Source organism: Flavobacterium sp. WV_118_3 (assembly GCF_039778605.1).
Classification (GTDB): Bacteria; Bacteroidota; Bacteroidia; order Flavobacteriales; family Flavobacteriaceae; genus Flavobacterium.
Map to the genome: position 1 here is coordinate 1,700,879 of NZ_CP156060.1, position 14,298 is coordinate 1,715,176.

12 protein-coding genes are annotated in these 14,298 nt (G+C 42.5%); 8 read left to right on the forward strand and 4 right to left on the reverse strand.

The annotated features are described in order from the left end of the window. The first annotated feature begins 7 nt into the window (after positions 1-7). The 3 genes from ABFU83_RS07925 to ABFU83_RS07935 all read left to right on the forward strand — a co-directional run bounded on the left by ABFU83_RS07925 (position 8) and on the right by ABFU83_RS07935 (position 3,751). Positions 8-1,885, forward strand: coding sequence for a LodA/GoxA family CTQ-dependent oxidase (locus tag ABFU83_RS07925; RefSeq protein ID WP_347069988.1), 1,878 nt, complete (start codon positions 8-10; stop codon positions 1,883-1,885). Positions 1,886-1,914: 29 nt separating this feature from the next. Then, entirely contained in the window at positions 1,915-2,979 is a 1,065-nt protein-coding gene (locus tag ABFU83_RS07930; protein ID WP_347069989.1) for an FAD-dependent monooxygenase, read from the forward strand. 79 nt (positions 2,980-3,058) lie between these two features. After that, positions 3,059-3,751 (forward strand): Bax inhibitor-1 family protein, encoded by a 693-nt coding sequence (locus ABFU83_RS07935; RefSeq protein ID WP_347069990.1) that lies wholly within the window; start codon positions 3,059-3,061, stop codon positions 3,749-3,751. A gap of 74 nt (positions 3,752-3,825) precedes the next feature. Here ABFU83_RS07935 and ABFU83_RS07940 read toward each other — a convergent pair whose 3' ends face one another. Continuing rightward, complete coding sequence (locus tag ABFU83_RS07940; RefSeq protein WP_347069991.1) at positions 3,826-4,317, reverse strand: DNA-deoxyinosine glycosylase; 492 nt, start codon at positions 4,315-4,317, stop codon at positions 3,826-3,828. A 311-nt stretch (positions 4,318-4,628) separates the two neighbouring features. On the opposite strand from ABFU83_RS07940, the gene ABFU83_RS07945 reads away from it, so the two are divergent. The 5 genes from ABFU83_RS07945 (at position 4,629) to ABFU83_RS07965 (ending at position 9,252) form a co-directional block, all read left to right on the forward strand. Continuing rightward, entirely contained in the window at positions 4,629-5,246 is a 618-nt protein-coding gene (locus ABFU83_RS07945; protein ID WP_347069992.1) for a hypothetical protein, read from the forward strand. Positions 5,247-5,249: 3 nt separating this feature from the next. Beyond that, a complete protein-coding gene (locus tag ABFU83_RS07950; RefSeq protein ID WP_347069993.1) occupies positions 5,250-5,888 on the forward strand; it encodes a hypothetical protein in 639 nt (212 codons plus the stop codon). Next, positions 5,873-6,637, forward strand: a complete 765-nt coding sequence (locus ABFU83_RS07955; protein WP_347069994.1) for a histidine kinase — start codon at positions 5,873-5,875, stop codon at positions 6,635-6,637. Before ABFU83_RS07950 ends, ABFU83_RS07955 begins: the two co-directional genes overlap by 16 nt. Further along, positions 6,634-7,311, forward strand: coding sequence for a response regulator transcription factor (locus ABFU83_RS07960; RefSeq protein ID WP_347069995.1), 678 nt, complete (start codon positions 6,634-6,636; stop codon positions 7,309-7,311). The genes ABFU83_RS07955 and ABFU83_RS07960 overlap by 4 nt, the downstream gene beginning before the upstream one ends. A 105-nt stretch (positions 7,312-7,416) precedes the next feature. Continuing rightward, positions 7,417-9,252 carry a hypothetical protein gene (locus ABFU83_RS07965; RefSeq protein WP_347069996.1) on the forward strand — a complete coding sequence of 612 codons (1,836 nt, stop codon included), beginning with the start codon at positions 7,417-7,419 and terminating at the stop codon, positions 9,250-9,252. 48 nt (positions 9,253-9,300) lie between these two features. Here the strand turns inward: ABFU83_RS07965 and ABFU83_RS07970 are convergent, their stop codons facing one another. From ABFU83_RS07970 to ABFU83_RS07980, 3 genes are all read right to left on the reverse strand, one after another. Continuing rightward, positions 9,301-9,813, reverse strand: a complete 513-nt coding sequence (locus ABFU83_RS07970) for a ClbS/DfsB family four-helix bundle protein (protein WP_347069997.1) — start codon at positions 9,811-9,813, stop codon at positions 9,301-9,303. Between the two features lie 112 nt (positions 9,814-9,925). After that, positions 9,926-11,020, reverse strand: a complete 1,095-nt coding sequence (locus ABFU83_RS07975; protein ID WP_347069998.1) for an efflux RND transporter periplasmic adaptor subunit — start codon at positions 11,018-11,020, stop codon at positions 9,926-9,928. Beyond that, entirely contained in the window at positions 11,010-14,294 is a 3,285-nt protein-coding gene (locus ABFU83_RS07980; RefSeq protein ID WP_347069999.1) for an efflux RND transporter permease subunit, read from the reverse strand. The genes ABFU83_RS07975 and ABFU83_RS07980 overlap by 11 nt, the downstream gene beginning before the upstream one ends. Between the last annotated feature and the right edge of the window lie 4 nt (positions 14,295-14,298).

The following is a 14,298-nucleotide window of genomic DNA, read 5'->3' on the forward strand; positions in this document are numbered from 1 at the left end:
TAGTGCTATGGATATCAACTCAATAAAAAGTGTAGCAATCTACCCGGCCATCGGTGTGGCGCGCATCGGAAATTCAAAAGAATATTATCTGGCTTCCGATTTACCGGGTGTGGCTCCCGTAGCGGAAGGCGGTTTTAAAGATAACGACAACTTGTTCAAAAAACAGGTGCCGCGATTTCGTATTTATGCCCTGGACGAAAATAACGAACCCCTGGGCGAAATCAATACCGATACTGACAATGTGAATATTGAATGGCGGGTACACGTGGCCAACCGAAAAGCCGCCTGGTATCAGTTTAATAATGCCCTGGATTTGGGCAAATACAGCATTCCGAGTACCAAACGTAATGGCGCTGTTCCCGATCCGGATCGGAATCAACTGGTGATCGATCCCGGACCGCGAACCATTAGCGGAAAAAACATATCCGGACCAAAATATCACTTTGACTCCGGGAAATTCTACGATAAAAAAGTATCCCTGGGCGAAATCCGTACCGACGATAAAGGACGTTTGTTGTTTTTTGGTGGTGATGGAAAAAGCGAATCCCGATTGGGAATAAAAGCCATTACATTTGCCAATAACGACGACTGGCACGACGATACTTCCGACGGTACCGTAAGAGCAACCGTTACCATTGGCGGACAAACCTTCGAGGCGAAACCTTCTATTGTGGTTTGTACGCCTCCCAACTTCGGACAAGGTTTGTTTCCGGTAGTGAGTATGCTGGATGTGGTTGACGATTTATACATCCGCGAAGGCTGGTTCCCTCCTAAAGAAAAGATTATCTTTTACCGGGATATTTATCCGATACTATCCCGTATGAGTAGTACGCAATGGGTAAACGAAGGCTTTTTTATGTTGTTTGGAACCAATTCGCCTAGCGATTTTGAAAATCCGGAATTTATTGCCCAGCTGGAAAGTCCGGACCCGGCTCATGAAGCCGAACGCAGACGTGTTTTCGAATGGTTCCGCGACCGGAATTCGACGGTATACGAACCGGCCAAAATTCCACCGCACTATGGCGATTTATTTGGCGACTACAACGATCTTCCCGCTGTAGATCTGGCGGTAACCGATACGCAATACGACATGCTGCGCCGTTGGGCCGAAGGGGATTTTACAACCGGAGAGCCCCGGAAACCAGTTGTCTTTGACGAATTACCCGTGCGTTCACAAGTGTTGGCGTTATTACAAGCGCCATTGGAAGAATGCCTGGGCGGCCCTTTCCACCCGGGAATTGAAATTACATGGCCATTCCGTCACCTGATGATGTGGAGTGAACCATACCGATTAAAAGTCCTTCCGGAAGATTCCGGTGTTCGCGACGATTACGGTGGTATGCTAACCTCCGAAATTGCACTGTCGCCTAATGGTCCGCTGGACGGAAGTGGTCCGGGATCGGTCACCCGCTGGTTGGGTGTTCCGTGGCAAACCGACGAAGCGAGTTGTCTTTCCGGATATGACCTAACCTTATACCTTCCGTTACCGTCATTCTGGTCGGTTAGGGTTCCGAATACCGTACTTTCGAAAGATAGTTTTGATCGTTTGAATGTTTCCACAACCAGCGACGGTCAAAAATTAAAACATTTCTCCTATCGTGTGGACTGGATGCGTGATTTCACCACTACCTATGTGACCCGTATTAACAATATGGTTGCCAAATGGCATCAACTGGGTATCATTACCAGACATGATCTGGAAAATCCGTCCCAATTCCTTCCGGAAGCCTTATGGGTGGAAACCGACCGCAAAGGTCCGACCGGTACTGATCCGACATTGGTACAGGTACGTCATGCCGAACAAGATCCGATCGTTACCGCAAGAGGATTAATGGCCGAAGAAGCGCCGCGTGAAAGTCAACCGTTAAAACGTCACGAATTATAAAAAACCGATATTACATACCCGTTGTTATTGTGGGAGCTGGCCCGGCCGGATTGGCCGCAGCATTGACCTTACAAAAAGAATCCGTAACCTGTGCCGTTATCGACTATCGTCGGGAAAACGTTTTTAAACCTGGGGAATCTTTAGCGCCGGGTGCCAACTTTATCCTGGACAAACTCGGACTTCACAAGATAGCAGCTTCCGGTTTTCACAATACATATGTAGGTAATAACGTTGTGTGGGGCGATACTATGCCCCGCCAACGTTATTTCTTAAATGAACCCTATGGTAACGGATTACACCTAAACCGTGTGGTCTTTGAAAATCAGTTACTCGAAACGGCCATTGAACGCGGTATTTCTTTATTTCTTAATTATCAGATCAAAAATATTACCGAAACTCCCGACAAGATGTTTCTGGAATGTCTTTCTCCTGCCGGAAATTTTACCGTAATCGAAACCGATTTTATTCTCGATTGCAGTGGAAGAGCCAGTATTGTAGCCAAAAAATCCGGTGTAAAAAGAACAACATTGGATAATCTGGTTTCCTATCATTTTATGATTCCAAAACCGGAAACCGTTTTAAAAGGAATGACCTATATCGAATCGGTTGCTGATGGCTGGTGGTACATGGCTCCGGTCAACGATGGTAAAACTGTAGTCAATTTTATGTCGGACAGTGACCTGCATATGGTCAAACCAGAACTACTCAAAGACTGGTTGCGACAGAAAATACAACAAACGCGGCATTTTTCGGCTTTAGTTTCAGAAAATGCTTTTGATAACCTGATGCATTCCGGAATTAAAACCGCTTCTACTTCCCTGTTGGAAGTTCCCGGTGGCAACCGATGGCTCGCGGCTGGTGATGCGTTGTGTTCCTATGATCCACTGACCTCATTTGGTATTACCAATGCACTAACAGCCGGTTATGCCGCTGCCAAAGCCATTACCGGTTTACGCCATGGCGACGGAACTGCTGCCAGCGATTACCTCTCGAAACAAATGGCACTTTTTAATAAATCGGTTGCCATGTTGCACAACCAATACCGACAGGAACAACGTTGGACCGATTCGCCGTTTTGGAAGCGACGCCTTTAAACGGGCCAGGATATTTCCTATAATCGGGATAATTTAAAAAAAAGATTATATTTGTTTTGTAAAACCTTAATACCTAAATATGCAATCCGAAAACACTATTGTCGCTTACGCTTCCGAACTGGAAAAAGCTACTTTCTACAAAAAAACCTATCTACACGTGGCAATTGCCATTCTTGCTTTTATTATTGTAGAAACGATTTTAATTCATACCGTTCCCATGGAATGGATAGCTGCAATGGTTGGCGGAAAATTCGTATGGTTGTTTATCATCGGACTTTTTTGGTTGGGAACCACCCTATCCGAAAAAATGAGTTTTAACCCGTCGCGCGAGCAACAATATTTAGGACTGGGATTGTATGTAATTCTGGAAGCTATTATTTTCCTTCCGATGATTGTAATTGCTGTAGCGCTTACTAATAGTGCCGAGTTGATCACTCAGGCTGCAATCATTACCCTGTTTATGTTTTCCGGATTGACCGCTGTGGTATTTTTTACCCGAGCCGATTTCTCGTTCCTTAGAACGGCCATTATTATTGGTGGTTTTATTTCACTGGGTTTAATCGTTGCCGGAGCCTTATTCGGATTTAATCTCGGATTATGGTTTTCTGTCGGAATGGTGATTTTGGCTTCTGCCAGTATTCTTTACCAAACGCATCAAATTAAAAATCAATACGGTACGCAACAATATGTGGGTGCTGCATTACAATTATTTTCATCCGTAATGCTTTTATTCTGGTATGTATTACGTATCCTGATGAGCCGAAGAAATTAATCTTACAATTTATATTTATACTAAAAAAGACTGCCAGAATAGGTAGTCTTTTTTGATTGTATCGTATGTTGCTTTTATAATCCTAACGGTATTCGTATCCCTTTCCATTCGGTTAATTTGGCTTCAAAACCTTTACCGGCATTCGCAGGGCTAGTCGATGGCAATACCTGTAAATGATAGGCTTTGGTTGTTTTTACATATTTTTTAAAATATGCAGCTGCTTTTTGTCCGTTAAAGAAAATATGCGTGATTTCAGGATGTTTTTCTAAAAAATCATTAAAATCATTAGGTACTTCCTGCTCGATCGCACTATCCAGACTTCCTTCTCTTTTACAAGCCTGCAATACGTCCCATAGCGCAACTTTATTTTGCAACAACAATGCTTTTTTGGTGGCATAATCATTAGAAAAAGAAGTTTCAAAAATGGTAAACATCAATTTCCAAAAATGATTCCGGGCATTGCCATAATATTCTTCTGCCATTAAAGAAGCAACACCGGGCATGGTTCCTAAAATCAATATCCGGGCGTTGGTTTCCGATACGGAAGGAAAAGAATAAATGAGCATGGACATTATTTTTAAAAAGATTCCTACTGCAAAGTAGCAACAATCCGGCAAAATTCAAAAAGGATTTGCGTAATCGCCTTAAAAAAAGTCTGTATTTACTAGTGTTTTCAGCCTTTCCGGAAAACAAAAATAAAATTGTAACGGTTGCTTTAGCGGTTGGTGTTAAAGCGGTTATCCCTTCTTTACTTTATCTTAAAAATTATCTTGTTAAAGTATTCTAACTTACCCGCGATATTATTTGTTTTTTTAGTCTCAAAAATCTAATTTTGAACGAATCAATCATTTGATATTAACTCAAAAAAGCCTGAATTATGAAATTACCTCTACAAGACATTCTGGATGGAATCCGTGAGTGGAACAAAGTCCGTAAAGACCGTGAATTAGCAACTTTCTATTTAAGTACCGCTCGATATTTCTCTTTTGAATGTGCCGACAAAGGGACTTCAAAATACCTGCATGCGTATCCGGGTATCTACGAGAACCACTTATATTTCTTTTTGATCCCTTCGGAATTTGATTCCCCGGATTCGAAAGCAGTTGCCGATATCGATGCGCATATTAACGCTACTCCGGTAAATATTGGAATGGGCAACGGAGGACAGGAGCTTCCTGAAAAAGAGGCACAAGAACGAATTGACAACTGGGATAATAACGTAAAAGAATGGGTTTCGGTTCAAATCGATGCACCGGAAGGTATTTTCCAGGCTTTTGCCATTCCAACCGATTATATCAAAGAAAAAGTAGCGATTCCATATGATGCGGATTTTGCACTTAGAGCCAGTACTGCAGCTGTTTCCGGTTATATAGCCGATTTGGTTATCGTGGATAAAGAACTTAAAAAATCGGTGTACTATGATACGGTACGACCGGTTCCACCATTTGCTCCTTTGGAAGGTGATTTCTATTTATTACAATTGGCCGAAAACTAATATATGACGTTTTATCAGTTTCTGGACTATCTGACGTATTTATCACCGGCGCTTCTGCTCACCGGGATTGGGATTGGCATGTATCGTTACAAATCGCTCGCCCTTTCTCATAAAATGCTGTTGCTCTACATCGGTGTGGCACTCTGCACGGATCTTAGCAGCCGCCTTTACGGTCATTTGTTTGGAAACAACCTGATATTCATCATTATGTTCAGTTTATTAGAACTGATCATTTTTACAATTTTATACCAGTTCTGCTTTTTTGAAAAGAAAAGCAGAACTCTTTTTTCGCTTACGCTTGTTGCCAGTGGATTTATTGTCTGGGAGCTTTTTTCATTACGTACCATCGCTCCTCAACAATTCCAGTCCTATTCCAAAGTTATGGATGCCTTTGTAATCATATTATTTGCACTGGCTTATTTTTTCCAGAAAGTAGGAAAATACAAAACTACGCAAAAGGAAGAATTACGGCTTAATGCCGCCATTTTACTCTTTTTTTCATTACACCTTTTGTTTTTTCTGCCCATTAACTTCCTGATCAATGTAAGTTCCGGACTTAAGTTTTATTTCTGGATGGCTAATCTGGTCGTTACACTTATTTTTTATGCTTTTATAAACTGGGAAATATGGAAAAATGGTTAGACCCCAAAACCATTATGTTATGGATTATCATTGCGATTACAGTGGTTTCCATACTGGTTTTTTCGTTTATACGGCTTGCCTATCTCAACTTTAAGCAAATGACGGAAGCCCAGTTGGAAGAATCCCGTTTAAAGCTGGAGCATCAAAAAAAACTACTTGAAAACGGTATTTTGGTTCAGGAACAGGAACGTACGCGTATTGCTGCCGATTTGCATGATTCGCTTATCGGAAAACTCACTTCGCTTAAATTAAAGCACCAACTGGATTACAATAGTGACGAAATGGACTATTTATTAAGTGAAAGTATAGCCGATGCGCGAAGAATTTCACACGATTTGAGTCCACCTATGTTAGAATTCATATCTTTGTGTGAATTAATTGACGGAATTATTACCCCCTGGAAAAAAAACATTGCGGTCGACTTTTATCATGATGTACGTACTGATGTTACGTTACCCAATAGTATTAAAATTCAGTTTACCCGTGTTTTACAGGAATTGATTACCAATATTTACAAACATGCCGGTGCTTCCGTAATTACTGTTCACCTGCGACAAAGTGATCGATTGCTTTGCCTTTTGGTGAAAGATGACGGTAAAGGTTTTGATCCGAATCAGAATAAAAAAGGACTCGGACTACAAAACATTGAGCTACGGATGCTTTACCTAAACGGTAAACACAGTATCAAACCGCTTCGCAAAGGAACCTCGGCTTTACTATTACTTGAAGATTATAAAGACCTGATATGAGTACCATTCGAATTGCCATAACAGACGATGATGGTTTAATTGTAAAACTACTGGAAAACTTCCTGAGTATGCAGCCGGGATTCGAAGTGGTCTACACCGCCGAAAGTGGTGACGTTTTGCTGTCGTACCTCGAAAGAGCCACCGAATTTCCCGATGTCTTATTACTGGATCTGAAAATGAAAGGTATGGATGGTGTTGAAGTCACCCGTCATCTTAAAAACCATTTTCCGGATATCAAGGTGATTATCGTGTCGTCGCATTACCAGCGGTCGTTTATGAACTTTATGCTAAAAACCGGTGCTTCGGCCTTTCTTCCAAAAGGAGTTTCCCCTATTTTACTGGCCGAAATCATTCCGATTGTCCATCAAAAAGGAATCTTTTTTATGGAAGATCAAATGGAAGCTATTCGGGAACAGGCAGCTTCCAAAACAAACCAAAAGTCAATTTTTGACAACGGTACTGAACTTTCCAAACGCGAAATCGATGTATTACGCCTGATCAGTCAACAGAAAACAGCTAAAGAAATTGGTGATGCGCTTTTTATTACCGCCCGAACTGTTGAAGGCCATAAAAACAATCTTTTTGTTAAAACCGGTGCCAAAAACATAGCCGGACTGGTGATTTATGCCATCCAGAATAACATCATCAGTGTGGAAGAACTTCCTATGATTTAACCCAATTATCTGAAAAACAGGTAATTTCATCCATACAACGTTACAAAATTAATCCGATCTTTGAGATGCAGGTCCCAAACCTATCTCAACTTAATTTGTAACAGTATGGAAAGTATTCAATTCGGATTGGCCAACAATTACGATAGTGGTCGCTATAACTCCATCGCAACCAACGAACAGATCAGTATCGAAGTACACAATTCGGAAAGTTCCGGGAAAATGTGGTACCATATCGGTTTGATCAATAAAGCAACTATCGAATGGGGAAAAAGCACTCCTTATAGCGACGGTTTTTTTCCGTCGGTTGCTCTTAACAATAAAAACATTGTGGTCGAAGTACACGAAACCAGTAACATCCTTACGCATTCGATGTATGCTAAAGTCGGATTTGTTAACGGTTCTACCATCGAATGGTGGGGAGAAGATGAAAAATACGATACCGGCGTCCAACCCAACATCGCAATAAATGATTATGGAGTGTTGGTGGAAGTTCACAAATCGCAATCCCATGATGTCCTTTATTACCGTGTTGGAAAACTCAATGGCAAAACCATTAGTTGGGGAAAGAGTCGCAGCTATGAAAAAGGTAGTAAGCCTTCGGTTGCCATTACCAACTCCGGATGGGTTGTTGAAGTGCATCAATCCGAAAGTGCAGCTAAATTACACTACAGAGTGGGTCACATCAACGGTGATTCTATCAATTGGAGCAATAGCATTCCGTATCAGGATGGTAGTAATCCGAGTATAGCAATTACCGATGACGGCCGTATTATCGAAGTACACGAATCGCAGGGTATATCAGGACTATGGCAAATGTCCGGTGTGATAAACGGTACGTCAATCTTATGGTCGGAAGCAACAAACTTCGATTCCGGTTCGACTCCGAAAGCCGCGATTTCATCCAGCGGACAAGTTGCCGTACAGGTACATGCCAGCGAAGGACTTTCTTTTGGATTATGGTATTCCCTGTCCCGATTAATGAATACCGCCGATTTTATGAGGAACTTACTCCCCTTAACACAGGATCTTCCGTTTAAAAAAATGGTTTTCCCGGCGAGTCACGATGCCGGAATGTACACCCATGGCTTGGAAACACTTGGCAAAACGCAGGATCTCGACCTCTATCAACAATTACAAGCCGGCGTGCGTTATTTTGACTTGCGACCGGATAAAAATCTGAATATTTATCATGGTCTTGCCGGACCTTCGGTACAGGAAGTCTTAAATGACGTAAAGCTTTTTTATGAAGAAGGCCATCGCGAACTGGCTATCCTTAAATTTTCGCATTTCGATACGTTTACACCTGCCATTTACGAGCAGTTAAAAACAATGATCAATGACACCATCGGGCCGTGGTTGTTTCGTTCTATTCCTGAAGGATACCAACGATTGGCCGATATTCCGATGGGAACCTACCTAAAAGAAAGCGGACAAATTTTAGTGGTAATCGACGGAGACTGGGCAGTAACCGATCAACCAAAAGACGGCTTCTGGGTCTACCGCGACTGGCAGGATAGTACGGCAAATCTAGGCGATCTGACTGTTTTTGATATTTATTCCAATACGATGCGTTATAATACTATGAAAACCGATCAGCTGCAAAAATTCAATGCTTTTAACGGGCAATGTTGTAGCAAACAAAAAAATAGTAGTTGGGAATGTCAGGAGTTTTCACAAACCCCTTGCGACCTTTTTCTGCTATCGTGGACGTTAACACCGCCAACCGGTGTTTGGTTGTTCGCCAAAGAAGCCAATAGTAATCTTGGTCGGGTTATGTCGTATCTACAACCTAATACAAACGGTTATTTTCCAAATATCCTTTATCTCGATTATACGGAATATGCGCGTCCGACGTTTATCGCCGAATTGCTAACCAAAATTTACAACAACATCACGCACAGATCGGTCCTTCCTAAGGAAGTAAACGAGATGGCGGGGTAATTTCTATTTCATAAGTATGGAGGGAGTTTGGGTTATCTCCCTCCTTTTTTATGACAACTTACGCGCTGTTTTCCATTTTCGGATTCGTCCGCTGGCATTGGTATAGGGTGAAGCCGTATTGAATTGTATCATTCGGCCAAGCGTCCATTTTCCATACCAGCTTTGTTCGTAAAGTTCCGTATTTGTTTTACACTCGATTAGCTCCAAAATCCGATTAACCATTTGATCCAGTTGCTGAAGCAACACAGTCCAATCAACCTGCTCATAATCGCTATAAAATTGCTGTGCCAGTTTTCCCAACTCGTTCCATTTATAACCGGTTTCCGGGAAATCAACGGCTTCACCAGCATCCATTTTCTGATTCCATTTTAAAACCAGTTCGCCCCATCCTACCAGATAAGCAACCAGATTGTGAAGACTCATTTGGGTTCCTTTGGAATGCCCTTCCAATTCTTTACTAACCGTCAATTCAACGGGAATTGTAATCAGTTCTTTTTTAAGTTTTCCGTAATTGATTTGTATTGCATTGATCAAAACTGTTTTATCTGTTGGTACCGCCATTCTTTTCTCTTTTCTCTTTTCTCTTTCAAATTTAATCATAAATCATAAAAAAACCTGTCAGGTTTAAAGTCCCTGACAGGTTTAGCTGCATTTATATAGTTTTCGGTATCGTTTATTTTACCGGCGTTCCATCCGGAATTTCTTCAGTAGCTTGTTTGATCAAAAGAATATCCGGTGTGATCGATCCGAAAATCTCGATTTTATCTTCCAGGATCCGTCCTTTCTGAACTGGTAGTCGACTAGTTTTATGGTCTTTTACCGATACCACATACGTTCCTTCACTCGAAGTAACTACTGCCGATTTCGGTACAACATAGGTACTGTCTTTTGCGGTTAACGGTAATTGCACTTCGGCAACCATACCCGGTAACAGTTTGTTTCCGGTATTAATCACATCCATTTCAACCCGTTCCGAACGAAGTCGGCTATCCAATGCACCCGACATACGGGCAATGGTGGCCGAAAAATCCTGACCCGGTAACGATTTTACCGTAAACTTCAAGGCTTCTCCGTTTTTCAGATAACCCGAATATTGTTCCGGAACATATACCGAAAGACGTAACTTATTTTGTTGCTGAATCGTCATCAACGGTTGTTCCGAACCTTTCCCGGCCGGACCAACATAGGCGCCGTGGTTGACGTTACGCGTAGCTACAACACCATCGAACGGAGCACGGATTTGTAAATAACCCAATAAGGTCTGAATTTCACTATACGACGCTTTTGCCGCCTGATATTGTGCAAAATCGGAATTTTTACGCGCTTCCGCTACTTCCAGATCGTTACGGGAAACCGTTCCTTCTACTTTACTGGTTTCAAAAAGACGGTTGTACGTACTTTTACTCGCCGTATACACTGCTTCCTGCGATTTTAAACGGGATTGTGCCGCGGCTAACTGTGCGCTCAATTCCGGCGCTTCCAGTACCAGTAACAACTGTCCTTTTTTAACCTCTGTTCCGATATCGGCTTTTAATTCTTTTACATAACTGCTCACTTTTGCATAAATATCGACCTGTTGGAAACCGCTGATTTCGGCCGGCATACGTAATTCGGTTGACAATATTTCTTTTTTCGGTACAAAAGTCTCCAATACCGGTGCCGCAGCTTCCGTTACCGGGTTCTCACTTTCCTTTGCTTTGGTCTGGCAGCCTACCACTAAGGCTGCCGATCCTAAAAATGCAATTGCTTGTATTACTTTATTTCTCATCTGTTTGTGCTAATGCCGCTATATAATGTTTACTTTCTTTATCTTCCGGATCCAGAGATACCGATTGGGTTCCGGTTTTACCCATCACCCAGGCAAAAATAACCGGCAGGATTACCAATACTGTAAAAGTAGAAAATAAAAGTCCTCCGATTACTGCTCTTCCTAATGGGGAAACCTGTTCGCCACTTTCACCATGTCCGATTGCCATTGGCAACATTCCGGCAATCATCGCGATACTGGTCATGATAATAGGACGCAATCGCAACGAAGCGGCTTCCCGTGCCGAAACCAACGCATCGTTATTGTGTTTCCGCAGTTGTTCCGCATTGGTGATCAATAACACGGCATTGGCGATCGAAACCCCTACCGACATGATGATTCCCATATACGATTGTAAGTTTAAGGTCGATCCGGTTGCCAATAACAGTAACAACGATCCCAAAACTACCGCCGGAACAGCTGTTAAAATAACCAGTGAAATACGGAACGACTGGAAATTGGCCGATAACATCAGGAAGATCACGATTACCGCAACCAATAAGCCCGATTCCAGACTTCCCATCGTTTCACTCAACACTTTCCCCAAACCGATCTGTTCGATAAACAAACCTCGTGGTAATTCGCCCAACGCCGTTATCGCCTGCTGTACATCTTTCGAAGCCGATCCCAAATCTTTATGATCAATGTTTGCGGTGATCGAAATATACGGCATCGCACCTAAGTTATCATTTTCACCATAGGTAAACGACGGCGTAATCGTAGCCACATCACTCAATACCGGACGGGCTGTATTTTTCAACAACGGTATCTCTCCTATTTGCTTGATATCAGTCATTTTGTCCAAAGGAACCTGAACCTGTACGTTATACGACAATCCGGCCTTTTCATCGATCCAGGTATTCTTTTCCGTATAACGGGACGAAGACGTCGAAGCAATCAGGGATCGGGAAATTTCGCCCATATCCACCCCCAATTGTGCTGCGCGAACCCGGTCGATATTGATATCCAATGCCGGATATTTAATCGGTTGTGCCAGTTGAATATCTCTGAAATACGGTTTCTGACGTAATTCGGCCATCAGCTTATTCGCGTATTCCTCGTTTTTCTTTTTGTTTTTACCGGCAATACGCACTTCGATTGGTGTTGGCGATCCCTGACTCAATACTTTATCGGTCAATTCGATCGGTTCGAACGAAACGCTTACATCTGGTAGTACTTTTTTCAAACGCTGACGGAATTCGTCTTTAAAATCATCCATATCGCGGTGATACTCTTTTAAAGCCACCTGAAACACCGCTTCGTGCGGACCTGCCATAAAAAGATAGATGGGCGATACTGAGAACAACGACGGGTGTTGTCCTACATAAACCGACGAAATTGAAAGGTGTTCTTTTCCAACCAGTTTTTCCAGTTCGGCTAAAGCTACTTTGGCTTTTTCTTCGGTTCGTTCCAAACGCGTTCCGTCCGGTGCTTTTAATCGCATCTGGAACTGACTGGAGTTGACTTTCGGGAACACATCCTGCCCGATTACATTTAGCAATAAAACAGCCAATGCGGTTACACCAACCAGATATAGGATCGTGATCGGTTTTTTATATAAAAATAAACGGTTGATCAACTTCATAAAGCGATTTCGGAAGCGTTCAAACGGACTGATTTTTCCATCGCCGTTAAAATCCTGTCGCTCCACCAGTATCTTTTTCTGATCCATCGTGTTTTTTTCCGATTCCGGCGTTAAGCCCGAAGCCAGAAAAACCGCTTCATCATCACTGATTTCAGCCGAGTGCTGCACTTTCGCATGGTCTTTCATCAACCAGTTGGCCATGATCGGCACAAATGTCTGCGATAACAGAAACGATATAATCATCGAGAATCCTATCGATAACGCCAATGGAAGGAATAACGATCCCGGAATTCCTTTCATCGTAAAGGCCGGCGCAAATACCGCCAGAATACATAATAAAATCAATAATTTCGGTAAGGCGATTTCCTTACAGGCATCCCATATCGCGAGTGCCTTGGGTTTGCCCATGTCGAGATGCTGGTGGATGTTTTCGATCGTAACGGTACTCTCATCAACCAGAATACCAATAGCCAATGCCAATCCACTCAACGACATCAGGTTGATCGTTTGTCCGAATAATTTCAGGAATAAAACCCCGGATATAATCGAAATCGGAATCGTAAGGATTACAATTAAAGCCGCCCGACGGTCGCCCAGGAACAATAATACCATCAAACCGGTTAATATCGCTCCGATGATTCCTTCGGTGATCAAACTTTTAACAGAGTTGATCACATATACCGACTGATCAAATTCGTACGATAATTTTACATCCTCCGGTAGCGTACTTTGTATTTTAGGCAACTCCGCTTTTAACTTTTGTACCACATCCCAGGTCGAAGCATCTCCGGCCTTGGCAATACTCACATATACCGAACGTTTTCCGTTTACCAAAGCATAACCAGCCGTAATATCGGCTCCATCTTTTACAGTCGCTACATCGCCCAGATACAGGTTTTGTACACCACCTTTAAACAATGGAATCTTTTCAAAATCTTTAATCTCTTTGATCGTATTATTTGTAGGTGTGATATAGTTTTTATCACCCACGCGAACGTTTCCGGATGGTGCTGTCTGGTTATTAAGCCGGATCGCTTCTACAATCTGATCGGGTGTCAGGTTATGCGAACGCAATAAATCCGGATCCACATTAACTTCCACGGTTCTCGGGCTACCTCCAAACGGCGGCGGCGACAATAATCCGGGAATCGACGTAAACGAAGCCCGCACATAAACGTTGGCCAAATCCTGCAACTCGTTATTTGAACGGGTCGCACTACTCAGTACCAATTGCCCGACCGGTAAGGAAGAAGCATCAAAACGGATGATAAACGGCGGTTGCGATCCCGGAGGGAAAGCTGCCTGAATCCGGTTGGAAAGCGCACTTAATTCGGCCGCAGCCTGTGCCATATTCGTATCTTCATAATACGAAATTTTCATTAAAGTAAGTCCCTGTATGTTCTTTGTTTCTATTGATTTAACGCCATTCGCAAACAACATGATGTTGACATAGTTTTTGGCAAAATAAGATTCCATCTGGTTGGGTGTATATCCTCCGAACGGGTGCGCCAGGTAAATCACCGGTAGGTTCATTTTTGGGAGAATATCCACTTTGATGCTTTTTACAGCACCGATTCCAAAGATGATCAATCCCATTACCAAAACGATAATCGAAATCGGTTTACGAAGTGCAAAACGTATTAAATTCATCTTT

Coding starts and splice junctions, on each gene's coding strand:
- ABFU83_RS07925 (WP_347069988.1), top strand. CDS start 8: ATGGATATCAACTCAATAAAAAGTGTAGCAATCTACCCGGCCATCGGT.
- ABFU83_RS07935 (WP_347069990.1), top strand. CDS start 3,059: ATGCAATCCGAAAACACTATTGTCGCTTACGCTTCCGAACTGGAAAAA.
- ABFU83_RS07980 (WP_347069999.1), bottom strand. CDS start 14,294: ATGAATTTAATACGTTTTGCACTTCGTAAACCGATTTCGATTATCGTT.
- ABFU83_RS07975 (WP_347069998.1), bottom strand. CDS start 11,020: ATGAGAAATAAAGTAATACAAGCAATTGCATTTTTAGGATCGGCAGCC.
- ABFU83_RS07970 (WP_347069997.1), bottom strand. CDS start 9,813: ATGGCGGTACCAACAGATAAAACAGTTTTGATCAATGCAATACAAATC.
- ABFU83_RS07945 (WP_347069992.1), top strand. CDS start 4,629: ATGAAATTACCTCTACAAGACATTCTGGATGGAATCCGTGAGTGGAAC.
- ABFU83_RS07955 (WP_347069994.1), top strand. CDS start 5,873: ATGGAAAAATGGTTAGACCCCAAAACCATTATGTTATGGATTATCATT.
- ABFU83_RS07965 (WP_347069996.1), top strand. CDS start 7,417: ATGGAAAGTATTCAATTCGGATTGGCCAACAATTACGATAGTGGTCGC.
- ABFU83_RS07940 (WP_347069991.1), bottom strand. CDS start 4,317: ATGCTCATTTATTCTTTTCCTTCCGTATCGGAAACCAACGCCCGGATA.
- ABFU83_RS07960 (WP_347069995.1), top strand. CDS start 6,634: ATGAGTACCATTCGAATTGCCATAACAGACGATGATGGTTTAATTGTA.
- ABFU83_RS07950 (WP_347069993.1), top strand. CDS start 5,250: ATGACGTTTTATCAGTTTCTGGACTATCTGACGTATTTATCACCGGCG.